14 protein-coding genes, 1 tRNA gene and 1 pseudogene are annotated in these 22,826 nt (G+C 50.7%); 8 read left to right on the top strand and 8 right to left on the bottom strand.

Features of this window, described 5'->3' with window-relative positions; all coding sequences use genetic code 11:
* Positions 1-127: 127 nt before the first annotated feature.
* The 4 genes from EJ361_RS09650 to EJ361_RS09635 form a co-directional block, all read right to left on the bottom strand.
* Positions 128-586: a GNAT family N-acetyltransferase gene (locus EJ361_RS09650; protein WP_126245290.1), complete on the bottom strand. Its 459-nt coding sequence runs from the start codon at positions 584-586 to the stop codon at positions 128-130.
* A gap of 91 nt (positions 587-677) precedes the next feature.
* Positions 678-1,253 carry a c-type cytochrome gene (locus tag EJ361_RS09645; RefSeq protein WP_126245289.1) on the bottom strand — a complete coding sequence of 192 codons (576 nt, stop codon included), beginning with the start codon at positions 1,251-1,253 and terminating at the stop codon, positions 678-680.
* 125 nt (positions 1,254-1,378) lie between these two features.
* Positions 1,379-2,158, bottom strand: coding sequence for a LytR/AlgR family response regulator transcription factor (locus EJ361_RS09640; protein WP_126245287.1), 780 nt, complete (start codon positions 2,156-2,158; stop codon positions 1,379-1,381).
* A complete protein-coding gene (locus EJ361_RS09635) occupies positions 2,139-3,224 on the bottom strand; it encodes a sensor histidine kinase (RefSeq protein WP_126245285.1) in 1,086 nt (361 codons plus the stop codon). The genes EJ361_RS09640 and EJ361_RS09635 overlap by 20 nt, the downstream gene beginning before the upstream one ends.
* Positions 3,225-3,436: 212 nt before the next feature.
* Here EJ361_RS09635 and EJ361_RS09630 point away from each other — a divergent pair, with 212 nt between their 5' ends.
* The gene (locus EJ361_RS09630) at positions 3,437-4,705 is read left to right on the top strand and encodes a hypothetical protein (protein WP_126245283.1); all 1,269 of its coding nucleotides are present in this window, start codon (positions 3,437-3,439) and stop codon (positions 4,703-4,705) included.
* A 103-nt stretch (positions 4,706-4,808) separates the two neighbouring features.
* Here the strand turns inward: EJ361_RS09630 and EJ361_RS09625 are convergent, their stop codons facing one another.
* The gene (locus EJ361_RS09625; RefSeq protein WP_126245281.1) at positions 4,809-5,384 is read right to left on the bottom strand and encodes a hypothetical protein; all 576 of its coding nucleotides are present in this window, start codon (positions 5,382-5,384) and stop codon (positions 4,809-4,811) included.
* Positions 5,385-5,638: 254 nt separating this feature from the next.
* On the opposite strand from EJ361_RS09625, the gene EJ361_RS09620 reads away from it, so the two are divergent.
* Positions 5,639-5,914: a hypothetical protein gene (locus EJ361_RS09620; RefSeq protein ID WP_126245279.1), complete on the top strand. Its 276-nt coding sequence runs from the start codon at positions 5,639-5,641 to the stop codon at positions 5,912-5,914.
* Between the two features lie 560 nt (positions 5,915-6,474).
* Here EJ361_RS09620 and EJ361_RS09615 read toward each other — a convergent pair.
* Entirely contained in the window at positions 6,475-9,990 is a 3,516-nt protein-coding gene (locus EJ361_RS09615) for a hypothetical protein (protein WP_126245277.1), read from the bottom strand.
* A 396-nt stretch (positions 9,991-10,386) separates the two neighbouring features.
* Between EJ361_RS09615 and EJ361_RS09610 the strand changes: the two genes are divergently transcribed.
* The 3 genes and pseudogenes from EJ361_RS09610 to EJ361_RS26135 all read left to right on the top strand — a co-directional run.
* Positions 10,387-14,805 (top strand): DUF6443 domain-containing protein, encoded by a 4,419-nt coding sequence (locus EJ361_RS09610; protein ID WP_164714155.1) that lies wholly within the window; start codon positions 10,387-10,389, stop codon positions 14,803-14,805.
* Between the two features lie 132 nt (positions 14,806-14,937).
* Entirely contained in the window at positions 14,938-15,270 is a 333-nt protein-coding gene (locus EJ361_RS09605) for a hypothetical protein (RefSeq protein ID WP_164714154.1), read from the top strand.
* Between the two features lie 40 nt (positions 15,271-15,310).
* Positions 15,311-15,448: pseudogene (locus tag EJ361_RS26135) on the top strand (ImmA/IrrE family metallo-endopeptidase); the annotation flags it as partial.
* Between the two features lie 356 nt (positions 15,449-15,804).
* Here EJ361_RS26135 and EJ361_RS09595 read toward each other — a convergent pair.
* Both EJ361_RS09595 and EJ361_RS09590 read right to left on the bottom strand, forming a co-directional pair.
* A tRNA-Asp gene (locus EJ361_RS09595) sits at positions 15,805-15,878 on the bottom strand.
* A gap of 71 nt (positions 15,879-15,949) precedes the next feature.
* Positions 15,950-16,660, bottom strand: a complete 711-nt coding sequence (locus tag EJ361_RS09590) for a FadR/GntR family transcriptional regulator (RefSeq protein ID WP_126245271.1) — start codon at positions 16,658-16,660, stop codon at positions 15,950-15,952.
* 226 nt (positions 16,661-16,886) lie between these two features.
* Between EJ361_RS09590 and EJ361_RS09585 the strand changes: the two genes are divergently transcribed.
* The 3 genes from EJ361_RS09585 to EJ361_RS09575 are packed head-to-tail and all read left to right on the top strand — an operon-like array spanning position 16,887 to position 22,823.
* Positions 16,887-20,261 carry a SusC/RagA family TonB-linked outer membrane protein gene (locus EJ361_RS09585; protein WP_126245269.1) on the top strand — a complete coding sequence of 1,125 codons (3,375 nt, stop codon included), beginning with the start codon at positions 16,887-16,889 and terminating at the stop codon, positions 20,259-20,261.
* Between the two features lie 22 nt (positions 20,262-20,283).
* Entirely contained in the window at positions 20,284-21,855 is a 1,572-nt protein-coding gene (locus EJ361_RS09580; RefSeq protein ID WP_126245267.1) for a RagB/SusD family nutrient uptake outer membrane protein, read from the top strand.
* Between the two features lie 32 nt (positions 21,856-21,887).
* A complete protein-coding gene (locus EJ361_RS09575) occupies positions 21,888-22,823 on the top strand; it encodes a dihydrodipicolinate synthase family protein (protein WP_126245265.1) in 936 nt (311 codons plus the stop codon).
* The last annotated feature ends 3 nt before the right edge of the window (positions 22,824-22,826 follow it).

Here is a 22,826-nt window from a genome sequence, read left to right as displayed (position 1 = left end):
TGCTTCCTGATCCTCAAATAGGCAGAAAGCGGAGTTTGTTGATTGAACCTGGTCTGTAATGGTTTGATGGCTATCGTCACACGGAACGGTCATATACACGCTTATAAAGGCGCAAAGTCACGGGATTTTAACTTTCTGCGGGGTTACGCCGGGCCCAGTCGGAGTACGTGAGTTCGAACTTGCTTTCCCCGTTGGCGTAGCTGCCGGCGGGCGACCAGCCCTGGAGGGTGTAGAACCGTTCGGCCCGGGTATTGGGAGCGGTCCCCAGTACCAGCGTGCTTTGCGTTTGCCGGAAATACCATTCCAGCATCAGCCGGTGCAGCTCCTTTCCTATTCCCTGTTCAGCATAAGCCGGGTCTACGAATAAGGCCCATACGCTATTCTCCTGCAGGTCTACAATGGAGAAGCCGATAACCTGTCCATCAGCCTCACAAACCCAGCCCTTCCCCTTTTCGGTGATATAATACGCCACATCCTTATCCGGAACAAGATCGGGGTTGCTGAGGGTGTTCTCTTTCACCAGGTGCCTCACTACCTGCATTTGTTTAATATCCGTGAGCTCCGCGGTCCTGTAGAAGGTATGCATAAGTTGTTTGATTGGGGTTGCCCTAAGATACATCGTTTCATGGGGAGCGGCAAGATCCGGGTTGAAAGGCCTTCATGCGAAGGCCTTTCTGCTAAAAATACTGCGGTACCGGGGGGAAGTTCTTAACGGGGTTTGTTTGTTTCAGATAACTGAATATGGCATTGAGATCTTCATCGGTCATTTGCGTATAGTTTGTCCAGGGCATCGGGGGAAGCAGTGTGCGGCCTTTTTCAGCTCCTTTCAGTTTACCATGCCGCATGGCGGTTTTAAAATTCTCAGGAGTCCAGTTGCCGATGCCGCTTACATCGCTGGTGATATTTAAAGCGAAACTGATACCCCATGGCCCTGCGGCGGCCGTCATATCTTCATTGAACTGCGCGATGCCTTTTTTAGCCAGCGCTGTGTCAAAGGCCGCAAGGGGGCGGCTGGAAGGGTAGCCGGAAAGTTGTGTCTCCGGAATTACTTCAGGCCCCATTTTACCCATCCGCTTGGGAGAATGGCAATCATTACATCCCCCGATGGTGACCAGGTATGCTCCCCGATTTACCAGGGCGGCGGAATCTGAAGCCGCGCCGCCGGGGGGATCATTATCAACTGAATTGCAGGAAAAAAGCAACGCCATGAAAGAGCACGCTGCAAATGCTGAAGCCGGGATTAATCTGTTCATATTTGTTTCCACGTTAGGTGATGCGCAAAATTATTTCAATTCATCCTGAGCCGCAGGAGGAGGATGACGGAGTCGTATGTTGTAGCGCGCCAATCGTGGAAATCCGTGCTTAAATGGGAACGGTGCTATTTGCCGATCCAGTCTTTGAATTCGGAAACCTTTTCCCTGCTTACAATGGAATCCTTGTCAAAAGCGGGGACAAGATCCAGGTGCAGCCTGTTTCCGGGGAAGTTCTCTATTGTTTTGACGGATTTTATGCATACTAACGTTGAGCGGTTGATCCTGAAGAAATCAGCCGGATCCAGCATTTCTTCCTGCAGTTCTTCCAGCGTGTAATCAGTTATATACTTACTGTTGGTGAAAGTTTTGAAAAAAGTGATCCTGCCTTCCCGGAAGAAATAAGCGATATCTTCCGTTTGTATGCTTACCAGCTTATTCCCGGATTTTACGAGGAACCGTTTGCGATATTGATGTTTGTCAAGGTTCTCCCGAAGGTCATTCAGCAACCGGGCAACGTTCATATTGGGCGAGGTTCGACTGGCATAATGTGCCTGAATGGTTTTGTGCTTGTTTAATGCCTGTGCCAGTTTTTCGGGTTCTACAGGCTTCAGCAGGTAGTCCAGACTGTTCACTTCAAACGCCCGCAGCATGTACTGGTCGTATGAAGTAGTAAAGATAACCGGACTGGTCACTGTAACCTGGTTGAAGATCTCGAAGCACTGCCCGTCTGCCAGCTCAATATCCATAAATATCAATTCCGGCGCTTGATGTGCTTTCAGCCAGTTTACGCTTTCCGATATGCTCCGGAGCGTGGCAACAATTTCCATGTTATTGTCTGTCCCGGCAATCATTTTTATCAGTCTTTTAATTGCGAGATTTTCATCTTCAATGATTATTACTTTCATAAGTAGCGGGATTAATCAGGGGAAGCGTTACGGTAAAGTATTGGTCGCCCGGCGCTATGGCAACACTGCGTTGAGACAGTAGCTGGTATTTGCGTTGAATGTTCCTTAACCCTATTTTGTTAGACTGCACGGAAACAGATTTCGCCTGCTGGTTATTACGGACAACCAATTCTTCGTTATCGTTGGTGTATACCTGGATAATAAGGGGATTGGATTCCATAATTACGTTATGCTTCACCGCATTTTCGACCAGCATCTGTAGCGTGAAAGGCGGGATCTGGTAATTATTGTATTGATCAGGAATGTCAATATCCAGTTGGATGGCGGATTCATACCTTGTTTTAAGCAAATAGTAGTAAGACTTCAGAAACGCGGTTTCCACATGTATGGCGGTGAGCTCATGTTCGTTGTTCTGTAGCAGGTAGCGGTATACCTTGCACATTTCATATAAAAATTCTTCCGCTTTCTGCTGGTCTTCGGAAATGAGGGCGGATAATGAATTCAGGGAGTTGAACAGGAAATGAGGATTCACCTGTGATTTCAGATTGTCCAGCTCACTTTGCAGGGAGGCCTTCTTTGACTTCTCGGCTTCAATGAGCGATGCTTTCCATTTCTTTAACAGGTAAGTGCCTTCGAATACTGCGGTGGCAATAATATTCAATACTATACCAGCTAAAGATATGCTACCGAATTTTTCAGGCATATACGGCCGCTCTGCCGCACTGCAACACATCACCAGAATGAGATAGTTTATGAAAATGGTTATGGGTATAAAGATGGCCAGGGTTACCAATACACGCGGGCTTGTCTGGTTTACTTCAGGGAAAAATCTCCGGATAATGTACCCTGCTTTTGAATGTATAAACCAGGATGCGGGCCAAACGCCCAATATGATGGCTGTGGTTGTAAGGAAAACGCCCGGATCGGACACATACTCCTTCCCCCAGATGAGCATTGCAATGATAAAGTAATAAGGCAACACGATAAATAGTACGCTTACGTCATAACGGGTAAGCCTGTTGCCACGCAGTGCATCGGTCAAACTGAAAACGGTTTGTTTTGCCATGTCACGGCAAAAATAGGGAAAAGGAGATAGTTTATTACCTCTTCCCCTAGTAAGGCCGGTACAGTGCCGATGGTAAATACGATGCCGGCAGTGTTTATTACGATTCAGGCATCGGGAGTTACGATTCGCGCATCAACTAAATTTTACCTGTCCGCCTTTTATTTTCCTTTGCATCCAGTATTTACCCCGGAAAAAACACAAGCACGCATTTTATGAAGCTAATTCATTCATTCCTTTTATTGACATTCATCTCATTGTTCATAGCCTGTAAAAAGTCGCCGGCCGAAATTGAGGACCAGGTTATCAAACCGGTTAAAAGAAACGCCGGCGCCATTGTAGGACCGGCCGTAACCAAAACCATTGGCACCGGTGGCGGTACTCTGCAGGCAAACGGTGTACAACTGGTCATCCCGGCGGGAGCTGTCAGCACACCCGTCAATTTCAGCATTCAACCCATTGAAAACACATTAACCGGATCATCCCGTAACGCATTCAGACTGCTGCCGGAGCATATTCAATTCAAGAAGCCGGTAACGGTTGTATTCAGGTACGAGGCATCGGAAACCATCGGCACCGCTCCTGCCCTGCTGCACCTGGCATACCAGGATTCGACCGGCTTCTTCCGGATGGTCATGGATACGGAAAGGGACGAGGCTGCACGTACGCTTACGGCATATACCACTCATTTTAGTGACTGGACTTACGTTGAATCCCTAAAAATAGAAACGGATCGCCGTGAGTTAATAGTTGGTGAGCAGGCGCATTTAAAGCTGATGTATCATGAAATATTGCTTAACTCGCTGGAAATAGATCCGCCGATTGGAGCGTATGTAGAATACAATATCCGGTCGCAGATACCGCGTATACAATGGAAAATGGGCGCGGGCGCAGGGAAACTGAAGCCGGATGGTATCAATTGCCTGTATACCGCCCCCGCCGCACTGTCTGCCGTAAACCCGGAGCTGGTGAGTGTTTACGTTCCTGTCTGGAATACGGCGAAGAAAGATTACAGCAGGCAGGCCATCCTGACCGTTCCCCTGACTATTATGGAAGACGAATTCCTGGTCTTTACAATGGATGGCATCGTCTACAAAAACAAATCAGCTGATTGCACTACTGATGAATGTCTCAAAATGGAAGCGGATAACTTTTACATCAATGCGGAAATGAGCGGAGGTCAGTTTATCCTGATCCGGTTGTTGGGAGATTCTTTCGGGCAACGCTCCTACCCTTACGGACTGGATGACGATCAAAGCTATATGCATATTGGAGGAACGGGGGAATGGGACTGGGTTACCAGCAAAACACCCTGTCCAACCTGCGAATTACAGCATTCTTCCGGGGGGGTAACCATTACGCGGTACGATGCAGTTGGAGGTTATGTAGAGGGTAAATTTACCGCAGAGGTATGGTACCAGGATGGTAGTTACAACCCTCCAAAGAAGGAAATATCCGGCCAGTTCAGGATAAAAAGAAAATGATAAGCTGTCTGTTTCCATACCGGATGAATGAGGAAGGTACGGGCAATCGTACCTTCCTGCATTTAAGCCTGATAATAAACGCCGTTAGCGCACTGTCATGCAATTATTTCTTTTTCGGCGGAGGAGGCGGCATTTTGGGAGGCTGCTGCTCGTATTGGTACATCAGGTTGATCTTGCCGTCTTTATCAAACCTCCATATTTCATGCAGTTCTTTGGTTGATTTCCGTCCTTTGGCATCTGTTGAAATCTCACGGGTCCATATCAATACCCATTCCTCGTTATGATCCCTGCTTCTGAGCGGTACCCAGGCATGCACAGAATCAACCACAGTGCCCATTTGCCCCCTCACCTTGTTAGCGATCAGGATAAGACTGTCCCGGTTCCCGGTAAACATAGAACCATCGGAAAAGATCATGGTGTCTGTTTCTGCGAAATAGTCCTTTGAATTGTTCATGGTGTTGTTGTCCCAGTTCTTGTACATGTTGAGGAGCGTCATTGCGTTCCTGGGATCGCCGATTTCAAAATCGGAAGAGTAATCCGGCGTGAAAGGATAATTAACGACCTCCTTTTTTACCGGTTCGGTTACAGGTTCCTTTTCAGCTTCCGACTTCGATTTGTCGGTGCCCGTATTGCAGGCTGTTGCCAATGCAACGACCGCGAAGAGATACATCTTTCTCATAACAGAAATTTTCTTAGAGGTGAAGAATGTATAGGATAAGGCTAAAAAAAGTGGAGGAGGAAGTACGGAGAAATGAAGTTGTTATAACTACTTGTAAGTTAAGCAATTTCAGTGTCAAGTCAAAATGATAGGGGTTAGCTGAAATATGCAGTCGATAGTATTGATTATCAATAGAATAATTCGCCAGATCCGCGCCTGATGCATTAAATAAAAATATAGGGTATCCGTGTCCCCATCGGGAATATTCATTCGTCATGGTAATAAACAAGGAATATTATGATGAAGAAGACAGCTTTGCACATCATTTCCAGCGCCCGGGGAGCGCCTCGTTCAATAAGGGCTTAAGTTCGGCAATTGTTGACCGGTTAATCGGAAAGCAGGAAATCGATACCGTAATTGAAAGGGACTTAACCCGGGAAGCACCGCCGTATTTGAACGGCAACCTCATCGGCGCATTTTACAAAGTTCCCCGCACAGCCGATGAGGAAGAACGGCGGTTATTGCAGTATTGCAGAACCCCTGCTTCTTGAAATGCTAAAGCAAGTATTTAAATAGCAAGTTTGTAAATGTTATTTATTTCAGATGAACTGTTAACTCCGTAAAGATCATTGAAAACAAAAGGAAACTCGACTAAATACTCGACTACAATCAGAAAACCCGCGCCTGGCGCGGGTCTCTACTAAATCTTGCGGGCTGGGAGGGACGATTATCGAACTTGGATACCTTTCATTTCAAACACGAATAGAATAAAATCCGTAACAATACCGTCCGTTGATACAATTATTTATACTTCATGGCTCCCGGAGGCACGGCGAACTGGATCGCCGCCGTCTTGTCAGTATTCTCCTGGTTGAAGATGATGCCTCCCCGTCTTGCCAACACGGTCGGAGAATTCGAATAATTCAGGGAACGGATCAGGATATATGTTGTATCCTGGGACTGAACATAAGGTTCAAAAAAGGGCCACCACCCGTACTGATCCCTACGTTCCTGTGGAAGGAAAATGGTGTTGGGCAGATACGGCAAATGACAATAACACCGCAATTCCGACTATAAATCTTTTAAAAACAGCATATAAAACAATTCAAGGTCAAGGGGTAGCCACCTGGTACTGGTAATCGAATTGCTTCAGAATCTTATTGTCCATGTCGCGGATCGTTTTCAGGCGACCGAAGCCATCATAATCATAGTAAGTGATCATATTCCGGGAATCACACTGCGATGTCATCCCCACCAGCGGGTCAAAAGTGTAAGTTGTCAACATAGCCTGCGAAGGATAAAATCGGACTTCGTCTACCTGCCCCGTTAAATTGATTGTGTATGTACCAGCGGCGACCGTCACCTCCTGGGATAGCAAAATCCAGTTGGCTCCAGACTTCTGCCAGTAGCTGAGCGTATATTTTCCGTTGGTGAGATTGGACAGGGCTTTCGAAAAGCCGCCAGTCTTACTACGCCTGCCGGTTTTGCTGTCGTTCAATACACTGTTTCCCTCCAGGTTGCTTTCAAACGAAGTATGAAAAAGATCTTTTCGCAGGCTACCCGTCATTTCAGCGATGGGATAGCTATTACTGGCATCCCACAGGTAGGAAAGCTCAACGTCGTCAGATTTCTGCTGCCGGATGATGTTGCCGGTAAGGTCGTACTCCAGGAAGCTCATGCGTTTTTTGTACCGGCTGTCTTTCAGCAGCACGCCACCGGATACTGAGCTCTGGGTAAACGCATCGAACTCTACTGGCGTTTTCAATTCCATCACAAATATTTCATCTGCTGCCACTACATTAGCCTTATAAGTAGTGATCACACCTCCGGCAACATAGTATTTGTCATTTTTATATCGGAGAAACAGCTTCTCGATAGGTACGGTGACAAGGTTCTTTTGCACCATTTGCTGCATCCATAATGGCTGCTGGGCGGTTGGATAATCGTTAGGATAGGTCATTGTAGTGATTATTCCCTCGCCGCTGCTGGCGTCAGTATTTATATATTTCGGCATGAGATTGCCTTCGTTATACTCGGTGGTGGCAATCTTTTCAAGGTAGCTGGGTCCGGAAAAATCTTTTGAGACCGAATACTCATTGAGGGCATAACCTGTAATAGTATAATAAGGCGTGGTGACAGGAACTTCCAATTCAGCGATCGCATCCAAACCTAAATAGCTTTCGAATTCAGACTGGGAATCGAAATTGGTCGTTTGTGCAAATCCTGTCTTAAGGCCCAGCTGCGGACTATTCTCCGGAATATTGAGGACCGAAGAATAGAGATATTCATTACTTGTGGAACGGACGGTCTCCCAGGCTGTGCCGGATTTTTTAGATACGGTTTCCATTTCAGGATTACCTCTCATCCAGTCCCTATGAATATATGGAAAGGGAAAATCATTGATAACGTCGTCAACATTAAATGAGTACGTATATTCCGTCTTGCCGTTTTCACCGATCCCTCCTTCTGTTACCGTAACGTATTTGTAGGCGATATAGCTTCCTGCAGATGTGAGTAGTGGATAGTTACCGCTGGTGGTTCGACGGATATAGTCGACCTCATAATTGGCCCAAGTCTTATGACCCAGGTTGTCTATTTGATGCGAGTAGTAGACAAATTTGAAATCGTTCTGGAACGAATTGGACCAAGGAGCAATAAAAGTGCCAGACGATCCGCCTGTCGGCCGTTCGTAAGTAAAGTTACGAATCCTGTCGCGTTCGTGGGAAATACCGTCATAATCGATCATCTTCTTGATCCGGAGCCCAGCAGCTGCGTAGTTTTTGGGCGGAGGCGTAGTTGGCAGTACTTCATAGGAGATATCGAACACGAAATATTTAAAGTCCGTCCCTTGCTGAATGAAGTTGGCCATCAGCTTGTATGTTCCGTTAGGCAGGTAAATTGTACCCTGGGTGCCCGCTGCGTAGTTCGGGCTTACGTCCAATGATACCGTACCAGGTGTAAGACCGATGATACGAAGGTCGGCACAACGGAGACCAGGATAATCGTAATAATCCTGGTAGTCTACGACGCAGCCGATCGCATCGTACGAAAATGAAGCCACTGTGCCGCCGGCGGGCATGTTGACTACAAATTCGTCTTCATAATAAGTTTGAGCCCCTACCTGGTCTCCAATAACGTGAGCGCCTTCATAATTTCTTTGCGGCAAACCGTAAGATCCGTGCACCGTATTGTTCTCAAAAATGAAATCTGTATACCCTCCGGTAGGCCATGTAATTCTTTTGAGCGCCCCATAAATCGTAGCGCTGGTATCAGGCATTCTGTTCGCCCCCGAATTGGTGACAATAGTCCCGCCCCATAACATGGCAGGCATTAGGCTGCCGTTGGTGTTGGCGCCATTGTAATACCCCCAGTAATCCTGCGCGTACGAACGTAGTGTCGGAAAGGACTCAAATTCCTTCTCGTAATCGAAAACATACGGTTTCAGCTGGACGGCCACCCCGCCCTGTACCGTTTCTTCCACGATGGATTTGAGCTTAAGCTTTACCTTTTCAGCTTCCACCATATCGTTGCAAATCGCAGGGAGCCCCGGGCCGCCGAAGTAACCGTAGTTAAACACGAAACGCTTTTTCAGCGAGCCGGTATTATCATAAAGCTCCATTTTTTCCAGCGCCTTTTCGCCGATGAGATCGCAGCGGTTAAGATTGGCAACGAACAGGATATATCCCTCCTTGAAAGAGATTTTGCTTAGCTTTTGCGATGTAATGGTCACTTCGGAATAGCATTCCTGGTCTTGAGGTAGCTGCACCTGACCGAAATACGTGCCGGTACTCGTGGTCCGCTGATATATAGTCGCGGAATTCGGCGTACGGAAGGTGGAATAGGCATTGTTGTTATACTCGAATGTCACATCGTCGGTCGCGGTTTTATTGTCGATCCTTGAAAGGTACCAGCTGGAAACGGTATAATCCGGATTATCGGGCCCTCCAACATTGCAATAGGTACGCGTATGCGTACGTTCCTCTACCTGGAATTGGTATTTATTCCCATTTTCCGCTGTAATGATAAATCCGGTATTGTAAGAATAAGTGATTACCAGGTTGCTTTTGGTGATGGTATGAAACTTACCGGTCTCCTGGTTATAATAGAACTTGCCGGATTGGTCACCGAAATTAAAATGAAAGATATCCGGTTCCGTATCATATTGCCCTTTTCCAGCATCGGTAAGCAGGCGGCGGATCTCGATCTTGTAGGCAGGATCGTCACGGTGCTCTTGACGGAATTTTAGCTTCATGGTCTGCGTCATGATGCCATGCCCGAGCTCGTCCGGCAAACCGCGTACTGTCCGGGATATTGCGCCGCCGGCGTTGAGCGTCCATCCCCCGCCCGTCCAGGAAGGGACTTCGGATACTTTCAAACCCGCGGCATGGTAGCTGAGCGACACTGCTGATTTCAGATCATTGGTGCCGAAGTTCGCGAAAGGGATCGAGATATTGGGAAGACCGGTTTGATAACTGACCGGAATATCGCCAAACCGGCCGATAGATGCCGCGTTGGGGGAAACCGGGATTACTTTGGTTACGCCAATGTTCCTGTCAGACTCCTGCTGCGCGTACAGCGGAACTGCGGTAAAAATATAAAGCAGGCTTGCCGTGAATAATTTTTGCATAGGTACCGGGTTTTACAGTAGACGGGAACATTTTCGGGAATTGTTCGCTGACTCGGGTTATAAATTTTGACATCCAATTTAGCCGCATTTTATGTCATTTCCAAGACCCGGTCATTTTTTAAAAGTGGAGGCTTAACGAGCAATTTTCGGATGCTATCCACATTTTTCATTATTTTACTATTCGAATAACAATCCGATTGCTGCAATTACCGCAAGAAAAGTGAACCCGACTGCCCGCAATCCCTACCTAAATCCCGTTCCATGCAACCCTTACCGAATTGGTTAACTGTTTTTAGCAGTCCGGCTGCACCGCCGCAAAAAATTGCATCCCAACCCGACACATCGAAATCCAGAATATTAGTGAAGTCTGGGCTTCTCATACTGTTATTTTCACCATTGGCAACCTTCGCCCAAAAACCCAACGGCAGCAAGCCCGCCGTTAAAGCTGCGCGTGACATACCTGCGGCATATCCCGTCGGCACCAAAGTGAATTACGTCCGAACCTGGACGCCCAACCAGCCGCTCACTGACCCCGCGCTGGTGACCGGGGCCACCGACGTGACCAACGTCCCCCAGGCCACCGCTTACTTCGACGGGCTGGGAAGGCCATTGCAGACCGTGACGAAGGGCGCCTCGCCTGTCACCAAAAAAGACCTCGTGGCGCCGGTCGTATACGATGCCTTCGGCAGGGAGTCTTTCAAATACCTCCCCTACGTCAGCACCGCGGGCGACGGGGCTTTCAAGACCAGCCCCTTTACCGACCAGGCCTCGTTCTACGGCACTTTCCTGGATACCGCCAAGAACAACGAAGAAGATATCTTTTACAGCGAGACCCAGTTCGAGGCTTCGCCGCTCAACCGCGTCACCAAAGAGATGGCGCCCGGTAATAACTGGACGGGCGCCGGGAGGGGCGTGGGTGCGCAATACCTGGTCAATGCCGTCGGCGATTCTGTACGGACCTGGAATGTAACGACCACCTTCCCGAATAATATCCCATCCTCCAGCCTGGCTTCGCCCGGAACGTATGCCGCCGGCACGCTTTTCAAAAACGTGACAACGGACGAGAACGGCAAGCAGGTGGTCGCATACAAGGACAAGGAAGACAAGGTGGTCCTGAAGAAGGTACAGTTCGCCGCCGCCCCGGGCACCGGCCACAGCGGCTGGCTTTGCACGTATTACGCATACGATGACCTGGGTAACCTCCGCTTCGTATTGCCGCCCCGCGCGGTGGAGCGGCTGGCCGGCGCCAGTTGGGCGCTCAGCGCCGAGGTGCAAAACAACCTCTGCTTCCGCTATGAATACGACGGCCGCAACCGGATGATCGTCAAGAAAGTGCCCGGCGCCGACCCCGTGGAAATGGTCTACGACCAGCGCGACCGCCTCGTGCTGACCCGCGACGGCAACCTACGGGCGGTTACCGGCAAATGGATGGCTACCGTTTACGACAACCTCAACCGGCCCATCATGTCCGGGATTTACATGAGCGCGCTGACGCACGATGCGTTGAGCACTGCTATGGGTACGGCCACGTCCAGTTCAACTGTCACCACCGTCATAAAGGCGATCGACAACCTGGTGGTCTCGAAGTATGAAACCAACGTTAATACTTACAAAGCCCGTCTGAGCGTGGAGCTCACCGATGGCTTCGAGACGCCGGCCGGCAGTTCAACGGAGGTTTTGGTTGACCCCACGATGCCAGATGCCTCCGAAACAACGACGGCCACCTTGAGCCTGCCGGGGCTGAACGGGAACTTTTACGCGCTAACCTACACCTATTACGATACGCTGGGCTATCCCGGCGCAAAGCCGGTGCAAACCGCTTATTTTACGAAACCGCAAGCCGGCACCAACCTGTATGCAGAACCAGTCGCCACCAGTTCCCAGACCAAAGGCCTGGTAACGGGCACGAAGGTGCGGGTGCTAGATACCGACCAGTTCCTGGTGACCACCACGTATTACGACGCCAAAGGGCGCCCGGTGCAGGTGCTCAGCGACAATATCAACAACGGGACGGATATCGTGACCACGATGTACGATTTTATCGGCAAAACCCTCAGCACCTATCATTACCACAACAACCCCAAAGCGGGAACGGCCGGGGAGTCGAAGCTGCTGACCAACCTGACCTACGACCATGCCGGACGCGTCATCAAAGTGACCAAGCAACTCAACGACAACGCCGCATACAAACGCGATATCGCCACCAATACCTACGACGCCCTCGGCCAGCTGCAGCGCAAGGAATTCCGCAACGCCGCCGGTACGGTGATCGAAAGCATGGATTATACCTATAACGTCCGCGGCTGGAACAAAGGTATCAACCGCAAATGGCTCACCGGCGCTGAAACACATTACTTCGGCCAGGAACTGCATTACGACGAAGGGTTCGAGAACAAGGAATACAACGGTAACATTGCCGGGGTTACCTGGAAAGGGACTAAAATCACCGCTGGCACCGTGCCTACCGCCAATGCTTATGGCTATACCTACGATGCCGCCAGCAGGCTGCTCAAAGGGAACTTCACACAATCGTCCAACGGAACTACGTACGCCCGGACCACTATCGTTTACGATGCCTTTATGGGAGACGGCGCCGACCCGGTTACCGCCTACGATGCCAACGGTAACATCAAACAAATGCGCCACTGGGGCAAGAAAGGCACGACCGAAAACGTGCTGATCGATAACCTGGCCTACAGCTACGATACCACCGGCATCACCGCCGGCAACCGGCTTTACAAGGTGACCGACGCGGTCAACGACCCCGCTACCACGCTGGGCGACTTCGCCGACCAGAATACCGCCGCCACGTTTGATTATGCTTACGACAAGAATGGCAACCTCACCAAGGACGAAAACAAGAAAATCTCGGCGATCCACTACAACCTGCTGAACCTGCCCAAAACGATCAGCATCACGGGCAAAGGCACGATCTCCTACATTTACGACGCCACAGGCCGCAAGCTGGCCAAAACGGTCCTCGACCAGACGGTGACGCCGAACAAAACCACCCGTACCGAATACATGGGGGCGGTAATCTACGACAACGACGCGCTGCAGCTGATCGGCCATGAAGAAGGCCGCATCCGCCCCCTGGCGGCAGGCGGGTTTACCTATGACTACTTCATGAAAGACCACCTGGGCAATGTGCGTATCGTGTTGGCCGAGACCAACCCGCCCCAGCAACTGTACCTGGCGAGCATGGAGCCGGAAAAGGCGGACGTGGAAAACGCCACTTTCAGCAATATCGATGCTTCCCGTGTCGATAAACCGGTGGGTTACCCCGAAGATCCGCAGGCCGATAAGAACGCCTTCGTGGCTAAACTGAACGGCAAAGATGCCGACCGCCGCATTGGTCCCAGCCTGGTACTGAAGGTAAAATCCGGAGATACGGTACGCCTGGGCGCACGGGCGTTCTATAAATCGCAAGGCCCAAATAAAGCCCAAAAAACCACCGCCCCCGCAGCCGACATGGCCGCATCGCTCATCCGTGCGTTCGGCAACCCCGGCGCCGCAGCCGTGGATGGCCACGGTGGCGCCGAAGGTTCGAACGGTACGCCTTTCAGTAATAACTTCGTGAATGACAGCTGGAACCGGATGAAGGAACGGGATCCCAAATCCCCCGCCAACCCCGACCGGCCAAAAGTTTATCTGAATTTTGTGCTCTTCGACGAAGATTTTAACTTAGTTGAAGGCTCCAGCGGCGTAAAACAGGTGGCCACTCAGCCCGATGAGCTGCAGACCCTGGCGCAGGACAATGTGATCATGGAGAAATCCGGGTTTCTGTACGTCTACACCAGCAACGAAACGCAGCTGGACGTGTTCTTTGACAACGTGACCGTCACACTCGCGGGTACGCCGGTGCTGGAGGAGACGCATTATTATCCGTTTGGGTTGGCTATGGCGGGGTTGAGTGAGAAGGCAATTTATAATCCGGAGAATAAGAGGAAATGGAACAAAGGCTCTGAGCTACAGAATAAGGAGTTTTCAGATGGCAGTGGGTTAGAACTATATGCAACACCATTGAGGAGTTTAGACCCACAGTTGGGTAGATGGTGGCAGATTGATAGTAAGCCTGATAATGCGCAGAGTTTATACGCTGCTATGAAAAATAATCCAATTTCCTTTAATGACCCATTAGGTGATACAGTACGTATAAGGCATCGCGGTACAGAGGTTATTTATAACAACGGTGTGCTAACTAATCAGGATGGCTCTGCATATAATGGAAAGGTCAGGGGATTTTTAAAGAAAACAGTAAATGCGCTAAATGCTGGCAGGACACGTTCCAATGAAGCTGCATCAATGATTACTGAATTACAGGGTTCCGCAAATAACTTCACTATCGTAAAAGGCAATACAAATGAATTCAATTATAACCCTGCACAAAGGTTTGCAGCATATGCAAACCAAATACGAACAGACCCTGCACAAGCTGGACTATTAGCAACAATTACAGCAGCGCAGTTGGCAGGTGGTGCAGGAGGCACAATAACTTGGGACCCAAGTGGTGTAAATGTTTGGGTAGTTGGAGGAGGGCAAAATAATAACCCTATCACGAATTTAATGCATGAGCTTTTTCATGGAAGAGATGCCAATAGGGGGCTAACTGACGATAGAGACCACAATGGCCTAAATAGAGATGAATGGCAGGCCAGCTATAAAGAGAATATTGTACGTCAGCAAATGGGGTTGCCATTAAGAGAATATTATCGTTCACAAGATAATGCAGGCACTGTAACTCATTTAGCCCCCAGGTTATTAGATGCAGCGAATAATCCAATACTTCCAACGTGGCTACCGGTTGGGTGGTAAATATAATCTAAACCAGAAATTATGCGTTTATTTAATTTAATACTGTTAATTATTGTATTTGCATCATGTACAATATCCAATAAAGTTAGACGGGTTAAATTCAGGTATTTTGAGGGAATGAAAAGTCATACAATGACAATGCAAGTTCCTAATGAATTTAGTTTAACTAAAATTTCTACAGGAGGTGAAGGCCAAGAACATCGGTACTGGTACCCGGATTCTTCATTAATTTACATTTCAGATGCAAGCGGAAATACTACAGTTAATGAAAGATTAATCCGATTGCAGAACGGAGCATACAGCAGAAAATTTTTATCAGACAGTATTATACTAAGTGGCATTGATGAGAAGGGATATTATTGGCGAGAAGTAAAATACAAAGGATTGCTTTATGGCTATTTTAACGTCTCCCCTGAAAAGAAACAACTTTATGATAATGCCATGCTCTCAATAAAGTATAAATAACAGTGACAACCACCAACCCATGCTTTAAGCGGATAGATTCGCAGGAGCCTTTTTAATCCCAGCAGAGCAGGCAAAGTATACATTTAGACCACTTACATATAGTCGTTTAAGTGATCTTAAGTTGCATTGGAAAGTCTCAAAACAAGCGATTATATACCGGGCAAAGATTTGGGGATAATTGATGATATAAAATTTAAAACCCTATTTATTGAATTAAGTCGATTTGGAGAAAGAAAGAAAGAAGGAGAGGCTTGAAATTCAAATCGATGAGCCAAAGCTTTTAAGAATGATAATAAACGCTTTTGAGAAGCATTTAGGTCAAGACTGGCTACCACATGGCTCTCCTGCGAAATCGACCAACAGGAAAAACTGCAAAAACTCATCTTCCCCACCGGAATTTTCTACGACCGAAAAAAAAGGGTCATCGAACCGAAAACATCAATCCCCTATTCGTCCGAATCGCCCAACTACAGCGGGAAGTAGCCAAAAACGAAAAAGGGGACAATCATTTTTTACATGATTTGTCCCCTTCTGCGGACCGGACGGGACTCGAACCCGCGACCTCCGCCGTGACAGGGCGGCATTCTAACCGACTGAACTACCGATCCATTTCCCCTTTCGGGGCAGCAAAGAAAAGATTTAATTTTTAATTGACCAATTTTTTTTCAGAAAATTGTCATCAATCGAAAAGCCGGGCAAAATGATTCTCCAGGTGATTGCGCATCGCATTGCGGAAAAGCTCCGGGGAACCGTTTTGCAGGATATCCACCAAACCCTTGTGGCTGACGAAATTCCGGACGGCAGACTGCTTACCGAGCAGCCCGCTGTGATGCACATAATCGAACACTGGCAACAGCATTTTCTGGAACTTCTTCAGCGTAGCATTCCCCGTGATCTCATACAACTTCCCGTGGAAAGCGATCTCGTGGCTGATGTTGAAAATATGGTTCTCCCCCACGTTCGCGGGCTCGTTGTTGACGATGTTATTGAGGTCTTCGATATCCTGTGGACGAAGGTTCTGAAACAGCAAATCCGCCATACCGATCTCCAGCACCAAACGTATCTCGAAAATATCCTTGAGCGTTTCCTCACTCAGAATGTAGGGATTCATGCTTTTGCCCATGATGTCCAGGATATCGGGGCTGGTGATCACCGCGCCCTTCTTCTTTTTGGACTCGATCAGTCCCATCATGCGCAGGCGCAGCAGGGCTTCTCGTACCACCGTGCGGCTCACGCCCAGTGCCTCGGCCAGTTCCAGCTCCTTGGGGATCGAATCCCCCACTTTCAGCTTCCGATCCTGTAACAACGCCACCAGGTTAGCCTCCACCTTGTCTACCAACGAACTGGTATCCACCGTCTTTAAACTGTCCTTTATATCGACCAGGTTCATAAATATGTATTACTTATAAGGCAAATATAGGAATTGTCATTGTAAATCTTCGCCAAACGATCGATTACAATATTTTAACTGTTCTACCTGTATATCAATATCTTATCATGAAACCTTCTTGATTTTTTGTTAACGCAACCCGAAATCCAGATTTAAAATTGGCTTCTTCCGGGATTTGATTACTTTTGTTATGTTATACATAATACAACCAAAATTCCTTTCCATTATGAAATTCGCGTGCTTACGGGGCCTCGTCTTCCTGACCAGCCTCCTCCTCTCCATCTCCGCCCGGTCACAATCCGGCCCCCTCACCGGAAGGGTCATCTCCGGAGACGATAACACCCCGCTTATCGGGGTCACCATCGTCATCAAAGCCAAAAAGAAAGCCGTTCAATCCAACACGAAAGGCGATTTCTCCATCGATGCGCAACCCGGAGACCTGCTCTCCGTTTCCTACATCGGATTCTCCCCGCAGGAAATTCCCGTCGGCCAGAACCGCCACATCAACATCGTCCTCACCTCCGCCGCTTCCAAAATGGACGAAGTTGTCATAACCGGCTATGGCAGCGCCAAACGGTCCAAACTCACATCCAGCATCGCCAAACTCGACAACAACATCCTCGAAACCGGTCTCCGCTCCAACCCCACCCAGGCCCTCGCCGGCACCATCCCCGGCGTTCGCGTGGCCACCGGCTCCGGAAGACCCGGCGCCCTGCCCGGCATCGTGCTCCGCGGCGGCACCAACTTCGACGGATCCGGCAGTCCTTTAATTATTATCGACGGACAGGTCCGCGGCTCCATGAGCGACATCAACCCGGACGATATCGCCTCCGTCGAAGTCCTCAAAGACGCATCGGCCACCGCTATTTACGGCGCGCGCGCCTCCAACGGCGTAGTGCTCATCACCTCCAAACGCGGCAAGGCCGGCAACGCTTCCATCAGCCTCAACGCCAAACGCGGTTATAGCTACCTCAACTCGCCTTACGAATTCCTGAACGCGGAAGAATATATCCGCTGGACGCGCCTCGGCGTGGTGGAAGCCATCAAAAACGGCACCCTCGCCCCCTCCGCCCTCGCAGCCGTTGGCCCCCGCGGCACCGGGAACCTCTATAAAGACGCCCAGGGCAACATCCTCGACGGCAATTACGACTCCCGCGCAATATGGTCCACCATGCGCCTCACAGACGCCAACCGCGAACTGCTCAATACCAACGACGGCTGGCAAGTGATGACCGACGCCGTGAAAACGAATGCCGCCGGCGAATACGACGCCAACGGCACCAACGCACAACTGTTGTACAAGAACTTCAATTACGGCGACTACGCCTTCAAATCGCCCGCCAAAACCCAGGATTACAACGTGGGCATGAGCGGCGGCAACGACCGCGGAAAATACTACGCCAACATCGGCTACTACGACGAAGAAGGCCTGCCCATCAACGTTTTCTACAAACGCATCTCCTTTACGGGCATCGGCGATTACAAAATCCGTGACTGGCTAACCTCCGAAACAGGCCTCCAGTACACCATGGCCAACTGGCGCGATCAGAGCCTGAACAACGGCGAAGCCAACTACTGGGGCCGCATGCTCTCCGCCCCGCCCACCATGCGCGGCACCAACGCGAAAGGCGACCTCATCCTCGGAAGAGACGCCAGCGACGGCAACCCCGTCATCAATGCCGACAAATACATCCGCAAGTTCCAGACCGATAAATTTACCCTCAGCCAGGCGCTGAAGATCGATTTCACACAACAACTCTACGGCCGTGTGCGCGCCATCCTCATGTACGACGAAGGTTTCGACGAAACCTTCAACAAGGATTTCCGTACCGGTCTCCAGAGCCTCACCAATCCAAACACCGGCTGGAACCGCGACCGCTCCAGCACCGCCGGCTTCGACCGCACCATCCGCCAGACGTACAATGCCACGCTCAACTACAAAGGATCGTTCGGCAGGCATACTCTCGACGCCATGGCCGGTTTCGAATATTACGATGCCTACAACAAAGGCGTGTCCGCCAGCGGAAGGCTCGCGCCCACAGACGATTTCATGGACCTGGGCCTTACCCTTAACAACAACCTTACCCAAACCCGCGGCACCGATTCCTGGCACAACCGCGAAAGGATCATGTCGGGCATCGGCAACCTGATGTACGACTACAACGGAAAATACCTCGCCACTTTCACCGTGCGCCGCGATGGATATTCCCGCCTCATCGGCGGCAACCAGTATGGTACCTTCCCCGCGTTCTCCGTGGGCTGGCTTGCGCACGAGGAAGATTTCATGAGCGGCGTGAAAGATTGGCTTTCGTTCCTGAAACTCCGCGCCAGCTGGGGCATGAACGGCAATATCGGCATCGGAACGGCTAACGCCATCGGGATTTATGAGCTCCAGGGCTCGTATGGTACGCAGACGCCCTACAATGGCGTTACCGGCTACCTGCAAACCGGCATCGCCAATCCGAAACTGAAATGGGAAAAGTCGAAAACAGTGGAAGTGGGAACGGAGCTCGGGTTCCTTAATAACCGCATCACCGCGTCGTTCGCATATTACAACAGGTTAACGACCGACAAGATCGCCAACATCCTGCTGCCTACTTCCTCCGGCATTTCCTCCATCCGCACCAACAACGGCAGCATGCGCAACCGTGGGTTCGAGATGGAAGTGAGCGGAAAAGTGATCCAGAAAAAAGACCTGAACTGGACCGTGGCCGCCAACGCCAGCTGGAACAAAAACACCATCGTGAAGCTCCCGTTCAACGGCAATGATAAAAACCGCCAGGGCGGCCAGCAAGTCTACGATCCGGCTACCGGCGGGCTCGTTTGGGTAGGCGGATTGCAGGAAGGAATGGAATGGGGCGACGTATATGGATTCGTGAGCGACGGGATCATCCGTAACGATAAAGACCTCGCATCCTACAACAAGATCGACATCGCAGCGGGCGAAACGCAATACGGCTCCGCCGCCGGTAAGCGCGTGGCCAGCCAGCAGCTCATCACCGAAAAAGGGCTCACCAACCACATCAGCACCAAACTGGGAGACATGATGTGGCACGATTTCGATAAAAACGATACGATCGATTACCGGGATATGCGCAGGCTCGGGCGCTCCGTTCCCCGCTGGACCGGCGGCATAAACACCACCGTAAACTGGAAGAACTTCCGCCTGTTCGCCCGTGTGGACTTTGCGCTGGGCCATATCCAGCAGGACTTTATGCAGATGTGGTCGCTCGGGAGCTTCCAGGGCGAGTTCAACGCCACTACCGCGGTGAAAGACACCTGGACGCCGGAGAACCCCGATGCCAAATATCCCCGCTACACCTGGGCCGACCAACTGAACACCAAGAATTACGACCGGCCCAGCAGCATGTTCTGGGTGAATTCCAGCTACCTCTGCTTCCGCGACGTTTCCCTCAGCTACAGCCTGCCTGCCAGCCTGCTGAAACCTGCACGGATCACGGGGCTTACCCTCACTGTAACCGGCCAGAACCTCGGCTACATCACCAACAGCCAGCTGAAACTGCCCGAGCGCACCGGTTCGCAGAACAGTGCCTACACCATCCCTACGCAACTCGTATTCGGTGCCAACCTTACTTTCTAATCCATCCAAAAAAAATTCCGAAATGAAAAAACTTACATATTTCGCGAAGGCGCTGATCGTAACGGTACTCTTCGCCTCCTGTCAAAAAACGCTGGAACTGTCGCCCGAAGACTATTTCGGTGACGGCAACTTCTGGAAGAACGAAACACAGGTCGTCAATTTCATGGTGGGGCTGCACAAACAGTTCCGGGATAACCAGTTCATGTTTTACCGTTTGGGCGAAATGCGCGGCGGCGGTATGAGCAACGTAGACGTGCAGAACACCTCTCTCAACGAGCTCCAGGTCATCGAACAGCGGATCGAGGAGAATTCTGCGGGTATTACGGGATGGGCCGGATTTTACGCACCGATCCTCCAGCTCAACCTCTTTATCCAGAAAGCCAACGAATCGGGTTTCCTGTCCTCCGAAAAGAAAAATTACCTCCTCGGACAGGCCTATGCCATGCGGGCGTGGTATTATTTCCAGCTGCTGCGCACATACGGCGGCGTGCCCATCCGCACCGAACCGGAAGTCCTCAACGGCACCACCGACGTTGTGCTGCTGCGCAAGGCGAGAGCCTCCGAAGCGGATGTGCTGGCCCTCGTGAAAAGCGACATCAACCAGGCGATGCAATTCTTCGGCACTTCGGCTTCCGCAGATAAAACCCAGTTCACGCCCGATGCGGCCAGGATGCTAAAAGGCGAGGTCTTCCTCTGGTCTGCCAAAGTATACGGCAACACCGCCGATCTGGCCGAAGCGAAAACCGCCCTCACCGCCATTGGCGGCTACCAGCTGCTGCCTTCGTTCGCCAGCGTGTTCGCCTACAACAACAAGGGGAATGCGGAAATCATCTTCGCCATCCGTTACCGGGTGGCCGAATCGGAAATGAGCGTCGCGTCTCACCTGTATTCGACATTCAACTTCAACGGGCTGCATTATAAGGACTCGCTCGTGAGTGAAGGTGTGGGCAATTTCCTAGTAGACCCGCTGAAGATCGCGGATGTGAATTCCCTCCAGGTGATACAGCGGTACCGGTATACGTTCGAGCTATACCAGTCGTACGATGTGACAGATACGCGGCGCAACGCCACCTTCTATAATTATTATAAAGTAACTACCAGCACCACGCCCTATGTGGTGACCGTCCGCAACACCGCCCTGGTGAAGTTCCTCGGCGTCATCGACGCCAACAAGCGCTATTTCTCCGACGACTGGCCGGTATACCGCGAGGCCGACCGGCAGCTCATGCTCGCCGAGATCGCCAATGCCCAGGGGCAGGACCCCACGGTTTACATCAAAGCCATCCGCGACAGGGCTTACGGGCCGGGCAACGATCCCGCGCCTTTCGTGAATGGCGGCAAAGACGCCAATGAACTGGCGATTTTCCGGGAGCGGAGCAAGGAATTCGTGTTCGAAGGCAAACGCTGGTACGATCTGCGCCGCATGCAGGTGGCGGGCCAGCCCATGGTCTTCAAATCCGTCACGCATCCTTTCGGCGTGCTCGATAAAGCCACCCAGGGATATAAGGTCCTCTGGCCCGTGGAGCCCGCTATCTGGACGAACGATCCGCTCGTGGACCAGACGCCCGGATACATGACCGCCAAACCACAATAACCCAATATCCATCATCAACGATTCTGAAGCGCATGAAACATTTGCAAGGACTGATTGCCGCTCCCTTTACGCCCATGAACGAGGCCGGAGCACTTAACACGAAACTGATCCCGGAGTATTACCGCCTGTTGAAAGCCAACGGCGTTAAAGGCGCTTTCATCTGCGGCTCCACCGGCGAGGGCGTTTCCATGACCGTCGCCGAAAAGAAAACCGTGACCACGGCCTGGGCCGAATGTACCCGGGGCGATGCCGGTTTCAAAGTAATGCTCCTGCTCGGCGGCACCTGCCTCGCCGACTGCAGGGAACTGGCGCTGCACGCAAGAAACGCAGGCATTTACGCCGTATCGTTCACCGCACCGTTCTACTTCAAGCCCGCCAGCGTGGAAGCCCTCGCCCATTGCTGCGCCGAACTGGCCGCCGTAGTGCCCGACATGCCGTTCTACTACTACCACATCCCCGTGCTGAACGGCGTCTATTTCCCGATGTACGACCTGCTCCAGGCCGTAGACGGGAAGATCCCCAACTTCGCCGGGGTGAAGTACACGCACGAGGATTTCATGGACTTCCTCTCCTGCCGGAATTTCAAATCCGGTAAGTACGACATGCTCTGGGGCCGCGACGAGAACATGCTGCCGGCGCTCGCTATCGGCGCCAAAGGGGCCGTGGGCAGTACGTTCAACTATGCAGCGCCGCTGTATCACCAGTTGACGGAAGCCTTCGAAAACGGTGAGCTGGATAAAGCCGCGCAATTGCAACAGCAGTCGATCAACATGATCCGCCTGCTCGGCAAATACGGCGGCATCGCTACCGGAAAGGCGTATATGAAACTGATCGGGCTGGATTGCGGGGAATTCCGTCTTCCGGTTACCAACATGAGCGGCGCGCAGTTCGAACTGTTCAAAGAAGACGTTGCCGCGTTAGGGTTCGATCAATTTAAATCCCGGCCGGCGGCCAAGACTCATTCCTGAATA

It is taken from the genome of Chitinophaga rhizosphaerae (assembly GCF_003958645.1).
In the GTDB taxonomy this organism is placed as follows: Bacteria; Bacteroidota; Bacteroidia; order Chitinophagales; family Chitinophagaceae; genus Chitinophaga; species Chitinophaga rhizosphaerae.
The sequence above is the reverse complement of the archived record's forward strand: the minus strand, read 5'-3'. Positions and strand labels throughout refer to the sequence as shown.

Excerpts from the sequence above, each read along its gene's own strand:
- EJ361_RS09590 (WP_126245271.1), bottom strand. The coding sequence starts at position 16,660 with ATGAACCTGGTCGATATAAAGGACAGTTTAAAGACGGTGGATACCAGT.
- EJ361_RS09635 (WP_126245285.1), bottom strand. The coding sequence starts at position 3,224 with ATGGCAAAACAAACCGTTTTCAGTTTGACCGATGCACTGCGTGGCAAC.
- EJ361_RS09585 (WP_126245269.1), top strand. The coding sequence starts at position 16,887 with ATGAAATTCGCGTGCTTACGGGGCCTCGTCTTCCTGACCAGCCTCCTC.
- EJ361_RS09605 (WP_164714154.1), top strand. The coding sequence starts at position 14,938 with ATGACAATGCAAGTTCCTAATGAATTTAGTTTAACTAAAATTTCTACA.
- EJ361_RS09620 (WP_126245279.1), top strand. The coding sequence starts at position 5,639 with ATGGTAATAAACAAGGAATATTATGATGAAGAAGACAGCTTTGCACAT.
- EJ361_RS09645 (WP_126245289.1), bottom strand. The coding sequence starts at position 1,253 with ATGAACAGATTAATCCCGGCTTCAGCATTTGCAGCGTGCTCTTTCATG.
- EJ361_RS09575 (WP_126245265.1), top strand. The coding sequence starts at position 21,888 with ATGAAACATTTGCAAGGACTGATTGCCGCTCCCTTTACGCCCATGAAC.
- EJ361_RS09615 (WP_126245277.1), bottom strand. The coding sequence starts at position 9,990 with ATGCAAAAATTATTCACGGCAAGCCTGCTTTATATTTTTACCGCAGTT.
- EJ361_RS09580 (WP_126245267.1), top strand. The coding sequence starts at position 20,284 with ATGAAAAAACTTACATATTTCGCGAAGGCGCTGATCGTAACGGTACTC.
- EJ361_RS09630 (WP_126245283.1), top strand. The coding sequence starts at position 3,437 with ATGAAGCTAATTCATTCATTCCTTTTATTGACATTCATCTCATTGTTC.
- EJ361_RS09640 (WP_126245287.1), bottom strand. The coding sequence starts at position 2,158 with ATGAAAGTAATAATCATTGAAGATGAAAATCTCGCAATTAAAAGACTG.
- EJ361_RS09650 (WP_126245290.1), bottom strand. The coding sequence starts at position 586 with ATGCATACCTTCTACAGGACCGCGGAGCTCACGGATATTAAACAAATG.
- EJ361_RS09625 (WP_126245281.1), bottom strand. The coding sequence starts at position 5,384 with ATGAGAAAGATGTATCTCTTCGCGGTCGTTGCATTGGCAACAGCCTGC.